General features: G+C 71.8%; 21 protein-coding genes. 10 read left to right on the forward strand and 11 right to left on the reverse strand.

Translation table 11 applies throughout. From position 1 onward, the window contains the following. Window positions 1–131 precede the first annotated feature (131 nt). The 3 genes from ACFVXE_RS27315 to ACFVXE_RS27325 are packed head-to-tail and all read left to right on the forward strand — an operon-like array spanning window position 132 to window position 3,080. Window positions 132–1,367, forward strand: coding sequence for a cytochrome P450 (locus tag ACFVXE_RS27315; RefSeq protein WP_389675028.1), 1,236 nt, complete (start codon window positions 132–134; stop codon window positions 1,365–1,367). A 38-nt stretch (window positions 1,368–1,405) separates the two neighbouring features. Then, on the forward strand, window positions 1,406–2,131 hold the full coding sequence (locus ACFVXE_RS27320; RefSeq protein ID WP_389674996.1) for an adenosylcobinamide amidohydrolase: 726 nt from the start codon (window positions 1,406–1,408) through the stop codon (window positions 2,129–2,131). Window positions 2,132–2,171: 40 nt separating this feature from the next. After that, window positions 2,172–3,080: an NAD(P)-dependent oxidoreductase gene (locus ACFVXE_RS27325; protein WP_389674998.1), complete on the forward strand. Its 909-nt coding sequence runs from the start codon at window positions 2,172–2,174 to the stop codon at window positions 3,078–3,080. Here ACFVXE_RS27325 and ACFVXE_RS27330 read toward each other — a convergent pair. The 5 genes from ACFVXE_RS27330 to ACFVXE_RS27350 form a co-directional block, all read right to left on the reverse strand. Beyond that, a complete protein-coding gene (locus ACFVXE_RS27330) occupies window positions 3,044–3,571 on the reverse strand; it encodes a nuclear transport factor 2 family protein (RefSeq protein WP_389675000.1) in 528 nt (175 codons plus the stop codon). The two genes, ACFVXE_RS27325 and ACFVXE_RS27330, sit on opposite strands and share 37 nt — an antisense overlap. 81 nt (window positions 3,572–3,652) lie before the next feature. Then, entirely contained in the window at window positions 3,653–4,861 is a 1,209-nt protein-coding gene (locus ACFVXE_RS27335; RefSeq protein WP_389675029.1) for a homoserine O-acetyltransferase, read from the reverse strand. Next, window positions 4,858–6,225: a bifunctional o-acetylhomoserine/o-acetylserine sulfhydrylase gene (locus ACFVXE_RS27340; protein ID WP_389675001.1), complete on the reverse strand. Its 1,368-nt coding sequence runs from the start codon at window positions 6,223–6,225 to the stop codon at window positions 4,858–4,860. Before ACFVXE_RS27340 ends, ACFVXE_RS27335 begins: the two co-directional genes overlap by 4 nt. Before the next feature lie 34 nt (window positions 6,226–6,259). Next, the gene (locus ACFVXE_RS27345; RefSeq protein ID WP_389675002.1) at window positions 6,260–7,219 is read right to left on the reverse strand and encodes a TauD/TfdA dioxygenase family protein; all 960 of its coding nucleotides are present in this window, start codon (window positions 7,217–7,219) and stop codon (window positions 6,260–6,262) included. Window positions 7,220–7,332: 113 nt separating this feature from the next. After that, window positions 7,333–7,434 carry a putative leader peptide gene (locus ACFVXE_RS27350; protein ID WP_389675004.1) on the reverse strand — a complete coding sequence of 34 codons (102 nt, stop codon included), beginning with the start codon at window positions 7,432–7,434 and terminating at the stop codon, window positions 7,333–7,335. A gap of 655 nt (window positions 7,435–8,089) precedes the next feature. On the opposite strand from ACFVXE_RS27350, the gene ACFVXE_RS27355 reads away from it, so the two are divergent. Then, a complete protein-coding gene (locus tag ACFVXE_RS27355; protein WP_389675005.1) occupies window positions 8,090–8,485 on the forward strand; it encodes a VOC family protein in 396 nt (131 codons plus the stop codon). A 154-nt stretch (window positions 8,486–8,639) separates the two neighbouring features. On the opposite strand, the gene ACFVXE_RS27360 is transcribed toward ACFVXE_RS27355, so the two are convergent. The 3 genes from ACFVXE_RS27360 to ACFVXE_RS27370 form a co-directional block, all read right to left on the reverse strand. After that, on the reverse strand, window positions 8,640–9,521 hold the full coding sequence (locus tag ACFVXE_RS27360) for an RNA polymerase sigma factor SigF (protein WP_389675007.1): 882 nt from the start codon (window positions 9,519–9,521) through the stop codon (window positions 8,640–8,642). Window positions 9,522–9,832: 311 nt separating this feature from the next. Further along, entirely contained in the window at window positions 9,833–10,597 is a 765-nt protein-coding gene (locus ACFVXE_RS27365; RefSeq protein WP_389675008.1) for a GNAT family N-acetyltransferase, read from the reverse strand. Continuing rightward, window positions 10,597–11,517 (reverse strand): NADP-dependent oxidoreductase, encoded by a 921-nt coding sequence (locus ACFVXE_RS27370; protein WP_389675009.1) that lies wholly within the window; start codon window positions 11,515–11,517, stop codon window positions 10,597–10,599. Before ACFVXE_RS27370 ends, ACFVXE_RS27365 begins: the two co-directional genes overlap by 1 nt. A gap of 225 nt (window positions 11,518–11,742) precedes the next feature. On the opposite strand from ACFVXE_RS27370, the gene ACFVXE_RS27375 reads away from it, so the two are divergent. The 4 genes from ACFVXE_RS27375 to ACFVXE_RS27390 all read left to right on the forward strand — a co-directional run bounded on the left by ACFVXE_RS27375 (window position 11,743) and on the right by ACFVXE_RS27390 (window position 13,794). Beyond that, entirely contained in the window at window positions 11,743–12,414 is a 672-nt protein-coding gene (locus ACFVXE_RS27375) for a TetR family transcriptional regulator (RefSeq protein ID WP_389675011.1), read from the forward strand. Next, on the forward strand, window positions 12,411–13,184 hold the full coding sequence (locus ACFVXE_RS27380; RefSeq protein WP_389675012.1) for an SDR family NAD(P)-dependent oxidoreductase: 774 nt from the start codon (window positions 12,411–12,413) through the stop codon (window positions 13,182–13,184). The genes ACFVXE_RS27375 and ACFVXE_RS27380 overlap by 4 nt, the downstream gene beginning before the upstream one ends. Window positions 13,185–13,187: 3 nt before the next feature. Continuing rightward, a complete protein-coding gene (locus tag ACFVXE_RS27385) occupies window positions 13,188–13,328 on the forward strand; it encodes a hypothetical protein (RefSeq protein WP_389675014.1) in 141 nt (46 codons plus the stop codon). 121 nt (window positions 13,329–13,449) lie between these two features. Beyond that, a complete protein-coding gene (locus ACFVXE_RS27390) occupies window positions 13,450–13,794 on the forward strand; it encodes a DUF6191 domain-containing protein (protein WP_389675016.1) in 345 nt (114 codons plus the stop codon). A 48-nt stretch (window positions 13,795–13,842) separates the two neighbouring features. Here the strand turns inward: ACFVXE_RS27390 and ACFVXE_RS27395 are convergent, their stop codons facing one another. Genes ACFVXE_RS27395 through ACFVXE_RS27405 form a run of 3 tightly spaced genes read right to left on the reverse strand, consistent with a single transcriptional unit; the run spans window position 13,843 to window position 15,820 of the window. Beyond that, window positions 13,843–14,553, reverse strand: a complete 711-nt coding sequence (locus tag ACFVXE_RS27395) for a phosphatase PAP2 family protein (protein ID WP_389675018.1) — start codon at window positions 14,551–14,553, stop codon at window positions 13,843–13,845. After that, window positions 14,550–15,155, reverse strand: coding sequence for a phosphatase PAP2 family protein (locus ACFVXE_RS27400; protein WP_389675031.1), 606 nt, complete (start codon window positions 15,153–15,155; stop codon window positions 14,550–14,552). Before ACFVXE_RS27400 ends, ACFVXE_RS27395 begins: the two co-directional genes overlap by 4 nt. Further along, the gene (locus ACFVXE_RS27405; protein ID WP_389675020.1) at window positions 15,152–15,820 is read right to left on the reverse strand and encodes a DedA family protein; all 669 of its coding nucleotides are present in this window, start codon (window positions 15,818–15,820) and stop codon (window positions 15,152–15,154) included. The genes ACFVXE_RS27400 and ACFVXE_RS27405 overlap by 4 nt, the downstream gene beginning before the upstream one ends. Before the next feature lie 267 nt (window positions 15,821–16,087). Here ACFVXE_RS27405 and ACFVXE_RS27410 point away from each other — a divergent pair, with 267 nt between their 5' ends. Together ACFVXE_RS27410 and ACFVXE_RS27415 are read left to right on the forward strand one after the other, a co-directional pair. Further along, on the forward strand, window positions 16,088–16,420 hold the full coding sequence (locus tag ACFVXE_RS27410; RefSeq protein WP_389675032.1) for a BlaI/MecI/CopY family transcriptional regulator: 333 nt from the start codon (window positions 16,088–16,090) through the stop codon (window positions 16,418–16,420). Then, window positions 16,417–17,358, forward strand: coding sequence for a M48 family metalloprotease (locus ACFVXE_RS27415; protein WP_389675022.1), 942 nt, complete (start codon window positions 16,417–16,419; stop codon window positions 17,356–17,358). The genes ACFVXE_RS27410 and ACFVXE_RS27415 overlap by 4 nt, the downstream gene beginning before the upstream one ends. Window positions 17,359–17,480 lie beyond the last annotated feature (122 nt).

The following is a 17,480-nucleotide window of genomic DNA, read 5'->3' on the forward strand; positions in this document are numbered from 1 at the left end:
CGTAGGATCTGCATCCTTGCCTCGGCGACCCCGACCGGCTGCCCCGACCCGCCGCCGGTTCGAGCCGACGACCGTACAGGAGAGGCCCGTTGAACACTCCGCCGATACGTGACCAGGCCGCACCGCACCGGATGGACCCGGCCGGAGGATGCCCGCACGCCGACAACGCGCGGCTGCTCGCCCGGGGCGCCGTGGCATCCGTCGTGCTGCCCGGGGAGGTACCGGCGATGGCGGTGCTCGGGCACGACGCACTCAAGGAGTTCCTCGCCCACCCCGATGTGGCCAAGGGTGCACGCCACTTCACCGCACTGGGCGAGGGGAGGATCCCCGACGGCTGGCCACTGAGCACATTCGCCACCGTGCAGGGCATGACCACCGCCGACGACGAGGACCACCGGCGGCTCCGCTCGCTGGTCAGCAAGGCGTTCACCGCACGGAGGGTGGAGCAGCTGCGGCCCCGCATCGAACTCCTCACCGCCGAACTGCTCGACGGCGTCGACGCGGTGGCCGCGGCGGGGGACGGGACGGTGGACCTGCGCGCCGGGTTCGCGCTGCCGCTGCCGCTGGGCGTCATCTGCGAGCTCCTCGGGGTGGACGAGCGGCATCAGGACCGTCTGCACCACCTGTCGAACCAGATCGTCTCCACCGACATCGCCCCCGCGGAAGCCATGGCCGCCAACCGGGAGCTGGTGGAACTGTTGGGTGCGGTCGCCGCCGCCCGGGCCGAGCAGCCCGGCGACGACCTGACCACCGCGCTGATCGCCGCCCGCGACGAGGGCGGCGACCGGCTCAGCCAGCACGAACTCATCGGCACCCTGCTCCTGATGATCATCGCGGGCCATGAGACCACGCTGAACCTGATCGCCAACGCCGTGCGCGCCCTGTGCGCCCACCGGGACCAGCTCGACCTGGTTCTCTCGGGCCGGGCCGGGTGGCCGGACGTGGTGGAGGAGACGCTGCGCTGGGACAGTCCGGTCAGCTACTTCCCGTTCCGCTATCCGACCCGGGACCTGACTGTCGACGGGACCGTCATCCCGAAGGGCACCCCGGTACTCGCCGGGTATTCGGCGGCCGGACGTGACACGGCGTCGCACGGTCCGGACGCGGACCGCTTCGACGTCACGCGGCCGGCCAGTGCCTCGGCGGTCCGGAACCTCTCCCTGGGGCACGGTCCGCACTACTGCCTGGGAGCTCCGCTCGCCAGGATGGAGGCGACCATCGCGCTGGAACAGCTGTTCCGCCGGTTCCCGGCGCTGGAGGTCACCGTTCCCGACCCGGAGCTGCCGAGGCACGCCAGCTTCGTCGGCAACGGGGTGCGGACCCTGCGGGTACGGCTCCGGCCCGATGCGGATTCCGCCGCGGGCTGAGACGCGGCACCGCACGGAGGACGGCCGGCCCGCCGCATATGATCGACCGGCCGTCGCCGACCGTCTTCCCGCTCTGCCTCCGGGGGTGCACCATCCGTTCCGTAGACGTACGCCCGCCCGGGTTCCGCGGCGAACTGCTGGCCCGGCAGGAGGACGGAGTCGGCCTGCACCACCTCGTCTGGCGGCTCGGCCCCGGCTGGCGGGTGTGCAGCAGCGCCGTCCTCGGCGGCGGCATCGGACCGCGCGAATGGATCCTCAACGCGCAGGTTCCCGGCGGCTATCCGCGGCTCGACCCCGACCGGCACCTCGCCGAGATCGCCGACGCCGAGGGGCTCACCGGCCCCGGCGCCGGGCTGATGACCGCGGCCGATGTCACCGCGCGTACCGTCGCCGTCGACGAGGGCGTCACCGTCACCGTCACCAGCGGTCTCGGTGTACGGGGCTGGGCGGCCGGTCCCGCCGCGGGAACCGACGGACCACTGCCACCGGGCACGGTCAACATCGTGGTGACCGTGCCCGTTGCGCTCTCGGACGCGGCCCTGGTCAACGCCGTCGCAACCGCCACGGAAGCGAAGGTCCAGGCGCTCCTGGACGCGGGGCTCGACTGTTCCGGCACTCCCACGGACGCCGTCTGCATAGCCGCGCCCCGACCCGCGAACGCCGCCGCGGCGGAGCCGTTCGCGGGACCCCGCTCGCGGTGGGGATCGCGACTCGCCCGGGCCGTCCACACCGCCGTACTCGAAGGCGCTCTGCGGCAGTCTTGACCTGCTGACCGCGCCGCAGCCACGAAAGGACCCTCCTGCCATGACGTCCATCCCCGTCCACGCCACATCCGAGCGGCCGACCGTGGCCGTCCTCGGCACCGGGATCATGGGCTCCGGGATGGCCCGGAGCCTGCTCCGGGCCGGACTCGACGTCCGCGCCTGGAACCGTACACAGGCCAAGGCCGCCCCCCTCGCCGCCGACGGTGCCACGGTCACCGAAACGGCGGAGGAGGCGGTGAGCGGCGCCGACGTCATCGTGACGATGCTGAACGACGGCCTCGCCGTTGCCGCGGCACTCACCGCCGCCGCGTCGGGGGTGCACCGCGGCCAGGTGCTGCTGCAGAGCTCCACCGTCGGACTCCAAGCCACCAACGAACTCGCGCAGCGGGCAGCGGACTTGGGGCTCGTCTACCTCGACGCGCCGGTGTCCGGAACTCGACAGCCCGCGGAACAGGGCAAGTTGACGGTGTTCGTCTCCGGCCCGTCCGCCGCCCGCCCTTCCGTCGGGCCGGTGCTGGACGCGATCGGGCAGCGCACGGTCTGGGTCGGCGAGGCACCGGGCGCGGCTTCGCGGCTGAAGCTCGTGGTCAACACCTGGGTGATCAATATGGTGAGCAGCGTCGCCGAGTGCCTCAATCTGGCGGAGGGACTCGGAATCGACCCGCAGTCGTTCCTCGACGCGATGAAGGGCGGGCCGCTGGACTCCGCGTACCTCCAGGGCAAGTCCGCCGCGGTGCTCTCCGGCGATCTCACCGCGGACTTCGCCCTGTCGACCGCGCTGAAGGACACCCGGCTCATCCTCGACGCCGCCGGACAGTCCGGGGTGATGCTCGATCTGGTCGCCGCGTCGGCCGCCCGGTTCGCTCGTGCGGAGGCGGCCGGACACGGCGCCGAGGACATGATCGCCACCTACTACGCGGGCCTCCCCGCGGAGAGGACCGGCGACTGACCGTCGCCGGACGCGGCGGGCGCCGGGGCCACGCGTTCGGTGTCTCCGCCGAATGCCAGGAACAGGGTGCGCGAGGCGAGCTGCCAGACTCCGTCGACCTTGCGGAAGGTGTCCTCGTAGTGCCCGATGTTGGCGGGCAGACGGGGCGACGGAAGACTGTCGCCCCTGCCGTCGACCCGGTACGTCGCGAAGTACGTCGTCGACGACGCGGTCGTCGCCGAATCCACCGTGACGAGTATGTTCGTACACATCCGCCGCGACAGTCGGTCCGACGGGCGTCCGCCGAAGTAGTCCCGCAGGGCCTCACGCCCCTCGACACGGCGCTCACCGGCGGGCCAGTTCCAGACGCCGTCGGCGGTGAACAGCTCGGCGACCGTACCCGGTTCCCCGAGATCGAGACGGCGGACGAAGTCGATGACGAGGCGTTCGCAGGCCCGTTCTGCCAGCAGCAGGTCGAGCGGGTCGAGGGGCGCAGGCAAGTGGTTCGACATGCCGAAGTTCTACCAGCGCAGACAGCGGGGTGACCAGCGCTTTTTCCCGCCGCCCCGTGCTGCCCGCACTCCGTGCCGGCTTCAGGGCCCGGGCGGGTGGCCGGCGGGTCTGACGGGCGTACGGCCGGTGGATCCGGCGAGCAACTCCCGCACCAGGGCGCCTACCTGAGACGTCTCGATCAGGAAGCCGTCGTGCCCGTAGGGCGATGTGATGATCCGCAGCCGGTCCGATCCGGGCAGCAGCGCCGCCAACTCGGCCTGCTGCGCCGTCGGGTAGAGCCGGTCCGAGTCGACGCCCGCGATCAGGGCGGGCATGGTCGCACGGCGCAGCGCCTGTGCGATCCCTCCCCGGCCCCGCCCGACGTCGTGGCCGTTCATGGCGTCGGTGAGCGTGACATAACTGCCCGCGTCGAAGCGGTGCACCAGCTTGGACGCATGATGGTCGAGATACGACTCCACCTGGTAACGCCCGCCGTGTCCGGGAACTTCGCCCGCCTGTGGTGCTCTGCCGAACCGCGCTCCGAGCTCCGGTTCGCTGCGGTACGTGATGTGGGCGATCCGCCGGGCCAGCCCGAGGCCGCGGTGCGGACCGCCGCCCGGGGCCGCCTCGTGATAGTGACCGCCTTGCCATCCCGGGTCGGTGCGGATGGCGGAGACCTGCAGGGACCCCCAGGCGATCTGCTCCGCGGTCGCGGCCGCCGGGGCAGCCAGTACCAGCAGGGATCCGGTGCGTTCCGGAAAGGTCACCGCCCATTCGATCGCCCGCATGCCGCCCATCGACCCGCCGACCACCGCCGCCCAGCGCTCGATCCCCAGAGCATCGGCCAACTCCGCCTCGACAGAAACCTGGTCACGGACTGTCAGGTGTGGGAATTCCCCGCCCCAGCGGGCGTCGCGGTCCGGGCGCCGCGACGACGGGCCGGTGCTGCCCTGGCAGCCGCCCAGCACATTCGGGGCGACCACGAACCACCGGTCGGTGTCGAGGGCCTTTCCCGGGCCGATCAGCGCATCCCACCAGCCGGCGCTCGGGTGTCCTTCGCCGGCGGGTCCGGCCAGGTGACTGTCACCGGTCAGCGCGTGCAGTACCAGCACGGCGTTCGAACCGTCCGCTGCTCGCCGCCCCCAGGTCTCGTAGGCCAGCCGCACACCCGGCAGCGTGCCACCGGACTCCAGCGCCAGCGGCTGTCGCAACGTCACCCAGCGCCGGCGGCCCGGCAGGTCCCCCTCCTGCCAGCCTCCGGTGGCCGGCGGGAGGGGGAGTGCGAGAGGTGAGAGGCCCGTCCGGTTCAGGACGCCGCCTTCGCGGCGCGGAACCCCGTCTCCAGATCGGCCCTGAGGTCGTCCACGTTCTCCAGACCCACCGAGAGGCGGACCAGTCCGGCGGTCGCGCCGGTGGCCGCCAGCTGTTCCTCGGTCAGCTGACTGTGCGTGGTCGACGCCGGGTGGATGATCAGGCTCCGTACGTCTCCGATGTTCGCCAGATGGCTGAACAGCTCGACCGCGTCCACGAACCGCTTGCCCGCCTCCACTCCGTCCCGCAGCTCGAAGGCGAGGACCGCCCCCGCCCCGCGCGGCAGATAACGGCGCCCCGCCTCGTACCACTTGCTCGACTCAAGACCCGCGTAGTGCACGGCCGACACCTCGTCACGCTGCTCGAGCCAGGTGGCCAGTGCCAGGGCGTTGGAGGTGTGCCGTTCCAGCCGCAGGCTCAGCGTCTCCACGCCCTGCAGCAGCAGGAACGCCGAGTGCGGGGAGAGCGCGGGCCCCAGGTCGCGCAGCAGTTGGACCCGGAGCTTCACCGCGAAGGCGCCCGGCCCGAGGTCGGGCCAGTAGCGCAGCCCGTGGTAGCTCGCGTCGGGTGCGGAGAAGTCGGGGAACCGCTCGGCCTGCGCGCCGAAGTCGAACGTTCCGCCGTCCACCACCACTCCGCCGATGGTGGTGCCGTGCCCGCCGAGGAACTTCGTCGCCGAGTGGATCACGACATCCGCGCCGTGCTCGATCGGGCGCAGCAGATACGGGGTGGGCACGGTGTTGTCGACGATCAGCGGCAGCCCCGCCGCGTGCGCGGCGTCGGCCACGGCGCGGATGTCGAGCACGTCGCCGCGCGGGTTGCCCAGTGTCTCCGCGAACAGCGCCTTGGTGTTCGGGCGGATCGCCGCCGTCCAGGCACCGATGTCGTCGGGGTCGTCGACGAACGACACCTCGATGCCGAACCGGGGGAGCGTGTGGCGCAGCAGGTTGTACGTGCCGCCGTAGAGCGAGGTGGAGGAGACGATGTGGTCCCCGGCGCCCGCCAGGGTCAGCAGGGCGAGGGTCTCCGCGGCCTGGCCGGAGGCGAGGGCGACGGCGGCAACTCCTCCTTCCAGGGCGGCGATCCGCTGTTCCAGGACGTCCTGGGTGGGGTTGTGGATGCGTGTGTAGATGTTGCCGGGTTCGGCGAGCGAGAACAGATCGGCCGCGTGCTGCGTATCGCGGAAGACGAACGACGATGTCTGGTAGATGGGGACCGCGCGGGCGCCGGTCGTGGGGTCGGGGCGGGCGCCGGAGTGGATCTGCTTGGTCTCGAAGGACCAGGCAGGTCCCGTGGACGCGGACCTGCGGTCCTGGTCCTCGGGGGTGTGTCCTGCGGTGACGGAATCGACGGGCTGGCTCATGACGTTCCTCGCACGATGGTGGCGGTCGGGTGGATCAGGCGGCCGTGGACGCGCCGGACGGGATTCCGAACTCGGGTGCCGGCACGGTCTCCGGGCTGATCAGGACGGACGGGCGGCCGTCCGTGCCGACCGGTATGTCGCCGTCCACGGTGACCCGGCGAAGCTTGCGGTCGTGGGAGTCCGAGTCGTCCACGCCGTAGTGCTGGGTGGCGCGGTTGTCCCAGATGGCGACGTCCCCGGTCCGCCACTGCCAGCGCACGGTGTTCTCCGGGCGCTCGATGTGGGACTGGAACAGGTCGATCAGGACCCGCGAGTCCCGGCTGGTGAGTCCGGCGATGCGCTGGACGAAGTTGCCGAGGAGCAGCACTCGTTCGCCGGTCTCCGGGTGGACGCGCACCACCGGATGCTCGGTGCGGAACTTGGTCGAGGTGAACACGTCGCGGTACTTGGCGAACGCCTCGGGCCTGGCGTCGGGGCGCAGGGCCGCGTAGTCGTAGTCGTTGGAGTGGATCGCCCGGAGACCGTCGGCGAGGGACCGGAGCTGATCGGGCAGTTCGGCGTAGGCGGCCGCCGTGTTGGACCACAGGGTGTTTCCGCCGTACGGGGGAATGGTCACGGCGCGCAGGATGGAGAAGGCCGGATAGGCGGGCACGAAGGTGACATCGGTGTGCCACTGGTTCGCCCGGCCGCCGTGGTCGGAGTCGATGCCGAGCGCGTAACGTCCGTCCGCGGACGGCACGGTGGGGTGTGCGACCGGGGTGCCGAGGAGCCTGCCGAAAGCCTCGTGACTCTCGCCGTCGAGGTGGTCCTGGCCGCGGAAGAAGATCACCTTGTGTTCCAGGGCGGCGGCGCGGACGGCCGCCACGGCCGCTGGTTCGAGATCGCCGCCGAGACGTACTCCGGAGACGACGGCGCCGATGCGGCCGCCGAGCTTCTGAACGGTGACGGGGGTGCTGGAGGCGTCGGACGTGATCACGACGGGCGCGGAGGTCATGACGGAGCCTTTCCCTACGGAATCGTTCATGAGTGCGGGAGCGAGGAGTGAGCTGCGGCACCGCTGTGCCGGGAGTCGTCGCTGCGGCAAGGCCCGTACGGGGAGACGGAAGTTCAGCGGGGCCGGTCGCAGCGGAGGCCGCGGCGACAGACGGCGGACGCCACGCGTCCCAGGTCGACATGGCGCCGCGAGACGAGAGTCGTGGTCGCGAACATGCGGCGAGCGTGACAGCGGGCCAGGGAGGGCGTCAACACGGTTGGACTCTCGGCGGCCGATGCACGAGCCGAGCGCCGACACCGGCCGCCGGACCGTCCGTCTCCTGCGCAGAACGCCGTTGACCTGGGTCATTGTTCCGGCATGGACGGTTGTACAGGGGTCGGGGTGACCGGCGGTTGCAGGCTGCCGGAAGCAGGCTCGATTTCATTCGGACGTAATGTGCGGCCGATGCCTGGCCCACGCTGTCTCTCCCGGGCGGTCCGCAGCATTCGTCCCGGCCGCGCCCCCGGCGCTCGTGGTGGCGGAGAGAAGCCTGCCGGGTTGACGAGCTCGGTGGCGATGACGCGCAGGCTGGCGTGTGGCACATATCGCTCGTACTCCGGTTCCATCCCGAGTGCGCGGCTCAAGTGCGACCCGATGATTCGCCGGTCAGCGGAGCTACCTGGACGTTGCCGCCGTGGTGCTTGTGCATGTCCGACCAACTGGCCGACGTGTGCAGCCCCTCGGTACCCGGAACCTGTTCTTCGCAGACCTGTTCCCACCAGGGGCTCCACGTGTATCTGATGCAGGGTCAAGTCCGTCCAGCCAGAAGGTTCTCGGGTCCGTCCGACGGGCGGCATACTCTGAGCGCCGTCCGCGCTATCTGGGAGAGTCATGACAAGTAGGTTCACCGAGTTGACCGTTGACTGCCGTGATCCGGAGAGGCTCGCGGCCTTCTGGTGCGCGGTCCTGGACTTCAAGGTGATCGACCGGAGCGAGGGCAAGGTCGAGATCGGCTCCTGGGTGCCGACCGTCGAGGATGTCCGGGCCCGCCAGATGCCGCCCACCCTGCAGTTCATCCAGGTGCCCGAGGGCAAGACCGTCAAGAACCGGCTTCACCTCGACGTCAGCCCGATCGACGGCAGCACCGAGGACGAGGTGTCCAGATTGCTCGGCCTCGGCGCCACCACGACGGATGTAGGCCAGGGCTCAGACCTGAGCTGGGTGGTCATGGCTGACCCCGAGGGCAACGAGTTCGACGTCCTACGCACCCTGGCACCGCAGAACTAGGCCGCGAGCGCGCACCCGCACCCCGTCACACACCGCAACCATCACGTTGCCGAGAAGACCTCAGTGGCCTGCGTCATCGGTGCTCCGGCCGGACCGTCCGCCGCGCGGTTCTGCTGCCGGTCGCGGTTGCGGACAGCTGACGGCACACGCCGGGTCACTCCTCGACGAGCATGCCGCTGCGGAGCTTCCGCAGGATCCGGCTGAGCAGTCGTGACACATGCATCTGCGAGATGCCGAGCTCGGCCCCGATCTGCGACTGTGTCATCTCCTGGCCGAAGCGCATGTCGATGATGCGGCGCTCGCGCGCGTCCAGATGGACCAGCAGCGGGGCGAGGGTGTGCAGATTCTCGACCGTCTCCATGCCGGGATCCGGGGCACCGAGGGCGTCGGCGAGCGTGCGTCCCGGCGGGTTGAGGCGTCCTGCCTCCGCCGTGTCGGCCGGCATGTCCAGCGATCCCGCGGTGTAACCATTGGCGGCGATGATGCCTTCGGTGACCTCCTCCTCGGTGATACCGAGCTCCTCGGCGAGTTCCTGCACCGTGGGGTCACGGTCGAGTCCGACCGCCAGCGCCTCCTTCGCCTTGGCGATGTCGACCCGCAGTTCCTGCAACCGGCGCGGCACATGGACCGCCCAGCTGGTGTCACGGAAGAACCGCTTGATCTCACCGACGATGTACGGCACCGCGAATGAGGTGAACTCGACCTCGCGGGACAGGTCGAACCGGTCGATGGCCTTGATCAGCCCGACCGTGCCGACCTGGACGATGTCGTCCATGTCGCCGCTTCCCCGATTCCGGAACCGGCCCGCGGCGAACCGGACGAGGGAGAGGTTCATCTCGATGAGTGTGTTCCGCGCGTACTGATGATCGGGGGTGCCCTCCTCGAGAAGCTGGAGGCGGTCGAAGAACAGCCGCGACAGGATGCGCGCGTCCTTCGGGGCGACCTTTCCGGCGTCCTCGATCCAGGGGAGATCGTCCGTGGGGCCGGCCAGGTTCCGGGTGCCGGCACCGACGGTCCGCGCAGTGTGCGCCGTCATCTCGTCACGCTCCCTGCTCGTAGGCCATCAGGTGTAAGCCCCTGCCCCCGGGAGGGGCACCCATGCATGGAGGAGCAGCGCGATCGGGCCGCGCGGCGTGAATGGCCGGGATTGGTTGTGATCCGGCATCAGATCGATCCGGGCGAGCGGCAGGAGAGCACAGAACCGCCCCACCGGTACGGGGGAGCCCGGTGGGGCGGTCGACTCCAGCCTGCCACACGCCACGGCCGAATGGGGCGCGACCGGTGAGCGACGGTGGACGGCCCGGGCCGAATTCACCCGTACCGCACGGCAGGAAGACGTCCGGCAGGTCAGCGCAGGGCCGGGAACTGCGACTCGTCCGCGCCGTCGGTGGAGCCGGCCGCCGGCAGGGTCTGCGGAACCACGGCGGAGAGGAACGAGGTCATCCGGCGGAGCCGGAAGCCGAGCGACTCGTAGAGCCTGATCGCGTTGGTGTTGCTCGCGGCGGCATGCAGGAAAGGTGTGGCGCCGCGCTCCCTGATCTCGTGCGCCACAGCGAGGACGAGTCTGCCGGCGAGCCCCTGTCCGCGTGCCGACTCGTCCGTGCAGACGGCGCTGATCTCGCTGTAGCCGGTCGGCCGGAGCCGCTCTCCGGCCATCGCGACAAGGACTCCTTCGCGCCGGATGCCCAGATAGGTGCCGAGCTCGACGGTGCGTGGCAGGAACGGACCGGGACGGGTGCGGTCGACCAGGTCGAGCATCTCCGGCACATCGGCAGGACCCAGCCGGACGGCCTCGGGATCAGGAGCGGCGGCCAGATTTTCGTCGACGAGCTGGACACCCTCCGCCTGAAAGGTGATCTCCCAGTCGGCGGGCGGCAGGTCACGCAGCGCGGTGAGGGTGACCGACCCGCCCGGGCCGGCCAGTGCGGCGACGTCGTCCCAGTCGCCGGGCTCGGGGACGTCCGGCAGCGCGAACCACGGCGCGACTTCGGCCGGGTAGCACAGGACTCGTCCCCGCGCTCTGGCGAAATGTGCGTGCGGCCCGGTCAGCGAGGCGTGGACCGGGTTGTCCAGCGGGTGCCCCGAGGAGCCGGGGGAGTGCGCGGTGCTCATCAGGCGGCCACCTCGATCACGATCTTGCCGCGGGTGTGTCCGCCCTCCACGGCACGCAGCGCGGCGGCGGCGTCGGCGAGCGGGAAGGTCTGCGTCACGTAGGTCCTGAAGGCGCCGCTGACGGCCAGTCGTGCCACTTCACCGAGGACCTCCGCGTTGCGGGCACGGACCACGGCCGCCCCGCCGAGCTCCACGGCCAGGAGCTTGCCTCCGGCACTGATCAGTCGACTGCGGTCCGGGAGCAGGGCGGCCACGGCTCGCAGGTCGTCGCCGCCGACCAGGTCGTAGATCGCGTCCACACCGTCCGGAGCCGCCGCCCTCACGCGTTCGGCGATCCCGGGGCCCGAGGGGACGTGCACGGCGCCGAGCGATTCGACGAAGTCCTTCTTGGCCGCGCTGGACGTGCCGATGACCCGCACACCGAAGTGGCGGGCGAGCTGTACCGCGGCCACTCCGACGCCGCCACCGGCGCCGGTGATCACCAGGGTCGAGCCGGGTGCGAGGTCCAGCTGGCGGAGGCCGTCGTAGGCGGTGGCGGCCGCGACCGGCAGCACGGCCGCCTCGATGAACGGCAGACCTTCCGGTTTGTGCGCGGTGACCGCGACCGGCAGCAGGGTGTACTCGGCGTAGCCGCCGGTCAGAGGGTTGCCGAAGACCGCGTCCCCGACGGCGAACCCGTCCGTGCCGGGGCCGACCGCCTCGACGGTACCCGCCACCTCGCTGCCGAACACCGCGGGGAACTCCGGTGGCGTGCTGCCGGGCCTGGTGTAGCCGTGGCGCAGCTTCGCGTCGACCGGGTTGACCCCGGCCGCCCGAACCGCGACGAGCAGTTCCCCCGGCCCGGGGACGGGCACCTCCTGATCGATGAAGGCCTCCACCTCCGGTCCGCCGCTGCGGGTGAATACGTACGCCTTGGGCATGAGCTTCCTCGCTCCGGTTCATGACATCGCCTGCACCGCCTGCTACAGCAGGGAAAAGTCCATTCGACATGCACGTATTCCCGGCGGCGCAGCGTTCACGAGGCCGTAATGATTTCGGGCGGTCGGCGGGGGGTGCGGTCGCTGTCGAGGCAAGCCCGATGCCCTCTCGGGTGTCCCGACGGGACTTCTGTCCCGACGGGACATTTTCAGGTGTACTGTGCATCTATGAATCCGGAACGGAAGACCCCGGAGAGGCGGGACCGAAAGGCCCGCCGCACCCGGGACACACTGGCGCAGGCCGCGTTCGAGCTCGTACTCGACCGGGGCCTGAAGGATGTGACGGTCGAGGAGATCGCGGCACACGCGGACGTCGACCGGCGCACCTTCAGCCGGTACTTCACGAGCAAGGAAGCCGCGGTCCTGGACTCGATCCGGGGCGACGGCGACCGGATCAACGACGCCCTGCGCGTCCGCCCGGCCGAAGAGCCCCCGCTCACCGCCTACCGCCGGGCCGTCCTCGACTGGCTCGACGACCCCGGAGCGCAGGCCTGGCACCGACGGCCCCGGATCTTCGACCTGCTGGTCGTCGCCGAGGAGGAACCGACCCTCTACGCGGCCTTCCACCACATCAGGGTGGACGCCCAGGAGGACTCGGTCACCATCGTGGCCGAGCGGCTCGGCGTCGACCCGAGGCTGGACATCCGTCCCGCCGTCGTGGTCGCCGCGGGCGCGGGGGCACTTCTCGCCGCCCAGGCCTCCTGGGTCCGCGGCGGACGACCGGACGCCCTGCCCCGACTGGTCGGGCAGGCCTTCGACGCCCTCTCCGGAGAACTGCTCACGCAGCTTCCCGCCGGGCCGGCGCCGCACAGCACCACGGAAGGAAACGAATCCATATGAGCACCACTCCCACCCCCGCCGACCAGGAGTTCGCCGGCCGGACCGCACTCGTCACCGGCGGCGCCTCCGGAATAGGACTGGCACTGGCCCACCGGCTGGCCGCCGGTGGCGCAGCCGTCGTGGTCGCCGACTACGACGAGGTGAACGCGCGCAAGGCGGCCGCCGAACTCGAAGGCGCGGGTGCGAAGGCCGCCGCGGTCGCCATGGACGTGACCGACCCGGCCTCCGTCGAAGCGGGTGTGCAGTTCGCCGTCGACACCTTCGGGGCCCTGCACCTCGCCGTGAACAACGCGGGCATCGGCGGCCCGAGCACGCCGACCGGCGAATACGCCGTCGAGGACTGGAACCGGGTCATAGCCACCAACCTCAGTGGTGTCTTCCACTCGCTGCGGTACGAGCTCCCCGCCATCGTCGCCGCGGGCGGCGGCGCCGTCGTCAACATGTCGTCGATCCTCGGCACCAACGGCTTCGCCGGATCGCCCGCCTACGTGGCCGCCAAGCACGGCGTCGTCGGACTCACCAAGACGGCAGCCCTCGAATACGCCGCACAGAACGTCCGGATCAACGCCGTCGGCCCCGGTTTCATCGACACCCCGCTGCTGCGCAACACCGACGGCCCGGCCCGCGACCACCTCGTCTCACTGCATCCGGCCGGACGCCTCGGTACCTCGGAGGAGGTCGCCGAACTCGCCGCCTTCCTGCTCTCCGACCGCGCCTCGTTCATCCACGGCAGCTACCACCTGGTGGACGGGGGTTACTCCGCCTCCTGAGCGGTGGACGGGGGAGACGTCACGATCGACGGCATCGGCGCCGGTGCCCTCCCGGTCGGGTTCGGCTCCACGCTGGACCGGGCACCGCTGGTCTGCGAGCGGCTGCAAATCAACGGCCGCGCCGTCATCCTTCCGCACAGCTGACCTCCCGGCAGTCAGCATGAGCGGCTGTGGGTCGCCGCCGAGACGCGACGGCCCGCAGCCGGGCGCGGTCGAGTGCTCCGCACCGATGCGCAAGGGCCGGTGGACAGGCGAGACTGGCCGGATGGAATTCGTTGCACTGATGACACTGCCCGGACTGGTGATCGGGCTGACCCTGGTCGCGTTCGTCGACCAGCTGATGCTGCGCGCCGGGCGGGCCGGGGCGCTGCCCTGGCGCAACGGTGCCCGCCGGGGCCAGGTGTCGGCGACCGGGTTCGAGCAGCTCCACGCCACCTTCTCGCCGGGCAAGCAGAGCGAACTCAAGGAGCGTCGGAGCGCCCTGTTGCTGCGCGACGACGAGGAGGACGGCGCACCGCCCAACCGCTCCACCGTCGACCTCGACGGCGGCCACGCTGTCATCCGCCTGGCAGCGACCGGCCCCTCGAACGCCCCGGCCGTTTCTCCGTAGCCTGCCGGGCCGCTCCGCAGGCACCCGTCGCAGCCCCGCGCCGGCGCGTCAGCTGCGGGCCGGGAGCGACATCGTCCGGATCAGCGCGGCCCCGAGCCCCAGCCAGAGGGCGGCGAACAGCCAGCCGGCCAGCACATCCGTCACCCAGTGCACCCCGAGCAGCACCCGGCTCAGTCCCACGGCCACGGCCCAGCAGCCGAGCAGGACGGCGGCGACGCGGGTGGTCCCGCGGTCCCCTCGCCGGTGCGCCCGGTACCGGATCGCCGCCACCAGCACCCCCGCCATCAGCGCGGACGTCGTCGCGTGCCCGGAAGGGAACGCGAATCCCGAAGCATGTGTGGCCCAGTCACCCACCGCCGGCCGGGGCCGGCTGATCATCTCCATCAAGGCGTAGCGCAGGCCCTGCCCGATGAGCAGGAACACCAGGGCCCCCGTCGCGTATCCGAGACGGTCACGGAGGTCCCGGCCCGCTGTCAGTCCGGCGGCCACCGCGGCGATGTACGGGAACACGCCTGTACCCGTCGCCGTGACGGCCCTCGCCACCGCGGTGAAGGACGGGGGCCGGTGGTGCAGGGACCATGCGTGCGCGGCCCGGTCGACGGGCGGGACGGACCCGTGCCGCGCGGTGAGGACCACCATGGTCAGACCGAGGAGACCGACGAACCCGATCAGTACGGCCCCGAGCGCCGCACGGAGCCGGGGACCGGCCGCATCCCGCGCCGTTGCGGGGCCTCCCGTCGCCGAGGCGTCCTCGGTCACCGCGCCGCCACCAGCGGACGGAGCCGGCTGTCGCGCAGTCGCACCACGACCGGGGCGCAGCGGCGGGCGCCGACGGTCAGCGGCCAGGACACGGCCGCGCCGACGGCCAGCCCGATCAGCACGTCGTGCGGATAGTGCACACCGATCCAGACGCGTGACGCGGCCATCAGCAGAGCCGCGGGGACGGCGAGGGCGGCGAGCCGGCGGTCGGTCAGCAGGATCGCGACCGCCGCGGCTGCCGCGATGGCGGCGTGATTACTGGGGAACGACCAGTCGCCGAGCGGTGGGCACGCCTCGACCGTGACCGTGTGCAGCGTCTGGCAGGGCCGCTGCTCATGGACGGCCGTCTTCAGCAGATCGTTGACCGCATAGGCGGCCACCACGGCCGGCGGGGCGCACAGCGCCGTCGCGATGCGGACGGGATCGCCGGCACGGGACCGCCACCAGGCCGCGAGCATCAGCAGCGCGAACAGGCCGAGACCGAAGTCGGACCAGACCTGGACGGCGGAGTCGAGGACAGCGGGTGTGTGCTGGGCGACGCCGGTGATCCAGGTGTACAGATCACCGTCGAGCGAGGTGGCGGGAGAGGCGAGCGGCATCAGTTCCGGTCTCCTTCGGGAGCGCGGCGGCCGCGCGAGCGCAGCAGCTCTGCGGCGAGGGGGATCAGGGAGACGGCGACCACGACGGCGACGATCGGCAGCAGATAGCGGTCGACATCGGGTACCGACGACCCGAGCCCGTATCCCGCGAGTACCAGCGCGACGGTCCAGATGAGCCCGCCGACGATCTGCCAGAGCGTGAACACCCTGGCCTGCACGTTGAGCGCTCCGGCCAGCGGGTTGAGCACCGTACGCACCACGGGGACGAAGCGCGCCAGCACGATCGCCCGCGCATGCCCGTATCGCTCGAGCAGTTCCTCGGCCCGGGCGGCGCCCTCGTGCAGCCGCTTGCCCCGGCTCCGGGCCAGTAGGGCGCGCCCCCCTCGCCGCCCGATCCAGTACCCGGTCTGGGCCCCGAGCAGTGCGCCGACCACGGATGCGACGAGTACCTGTGACAGCGCGAGATGGACCGATCCGTGGTCGCCGGGCACGGCCAGCAGCCCCGCAGTGAAGAGCAGGGAGTCGCCCGGGAGGAAGAAGCCGACGAGCAGTCCCGTCTCCGCGAACAGCACGACCGCGATGCCGAGCGCGCCGAACGCGGTGAGCAGTGATCCTGCGTCGAGCAGGTTCACCGCCTGTGGCGCGGCCGCCAGTGAGGGTACGGACACGGCGGAAGGCCTCCCATAATGGTGGGCGGGGCGCACCGACGGCACGCCCGACTGACTACAGTGTTGTAGACGGTCTACTTCACTGTAGACGCTCGAAGCGGGAGGAGAGTTCCCATGGCCCAGGTGCAAGGGATATCGAGCGAGGACCCCGACTCCCGCGCGCACGCCGGACCGACCCCTCGGCCGGACGGCGGGACCGGTCGGGAAACCGTTGCCGCTCACGACCCCGCGGGCGGTACGGCGCCGGAGCGGCGACCCGCGGGCGAGCTGGAATCGACCGTCCTCGCCGCCCTGTGGGCGGCCGACGCCCCGCTCACCCCCGGTCAGGTGCAGGGCGCCATCGGCGCAGCCCTGGCCCGCACCACCGTCACCACGATCCTGACCAGGCTGTACGAGAAGGGCACGGTCAGCCGTACCAGGTCGGGACGCGGCTTCGCGTACACGCCGACCGAGGACGCGCCCGGACTCACCGCCCGCCGGATGCACAGCGAACTGCGGAAGGTGGAGGACCGCAGCACCGTGCTGGCCCGCTTCGTCTCGCAGCTCACCGACGAGGACGAACAACTGCTCCGGGGGCTGCTCGACGGGGACGCCCGGTGATCTACGCCGTCTGGGTTCCGCTGCTCATGCCGTTCGTCGCGGTCCCCGCCGCCCGTCGGCTGGCCGACGCCCTGTCACCCGCGCGCGCCGTACGGCTGCTGGCCGCGACAGCCGTCGGCCTCGCTCTGTGCAGTGTGCTCGCCCTGGCCTTGCTGGTGGTGCCAGGGGCGGCCCGGCTGTCCGTGGTCGCCGCGCTCGGAGAACTCGTCAAGCCGCTCGCCGCAGCCCCGACCGCGGCGGCCGTACCCCTCGCACTTGCCGCGGTTGCCCTGCTGGCCGGCTGCGCCGCCGCGGTGGTCCGTACCGCGCGCCGCCTCTGGGCGGAGCTGCGCCGCGCCGGGGAGTCGGCGGACTCCTCGGGAGGCGAACTGGCCGTTCTGCGCGACAGCCGTCCCGACGCCTACGCGCTGCCCGCGCTCCCGGGCAGCCCCGGCCGGATCGTCGTCACCACGGGCATGCTGCGCGCCCTGGACCCCGCCGAACGCGACGCCCTGCTCGCCCACGAGCGCGCCCATCTGGCCGGCCATCACCACCTCTTCCTCGCCGCCGCGGAACTGGCGGCGCTCTGCCACCCCGCGCTGCGCTCCCTGCGGGCACCCATGGGCTACGCGCTGGAACGCTGCGCCGACGAGGCGGCGGCCACCGCCGTCGGTGACCGACGGGTGGCGGCACGCGCCATCGGCCGCGCCGCGCTCGCCGCGCGGGCTTCCGAAGGGGTACGGACGCGTCCTCGCGTGGCGCTCGCCGCGGCGGCCGGTCCCGTTCCCCGCCGGGTCGCGGCGTTGCTCGGCCGCGCCACCCCGCGGCCGCGGGTCGGCCGGACGGCCGCCGCGGCGCTGCTGGCCTGCCTCGCCCTGTCCGGGGCGGCCGCGCTCGATGCCACGCATGATCTGCACCACAGCATCGAGGTGGCCCAGGGCGAGAGCCCGCAGCACTGAGCGCACCGGGGGGGCGGGGGGGCCGCCCAGGACAGGGGCGGCACCCCCCGGCCCCCCGGGCGGGCCCCGGGGTAGGGGGCCCCCCCCGCGGGGGGCGCGGGCGGGGGGGAGACCACCCGCCC

Source organism: Streptomyces sp. NPDC058231 (assembly GCF_042882275.1).
GTDB lineage: Bacteria > Actinomycetota > Actinomycetes > Streptomycetales > Streptomycetaceae > Streptomyces.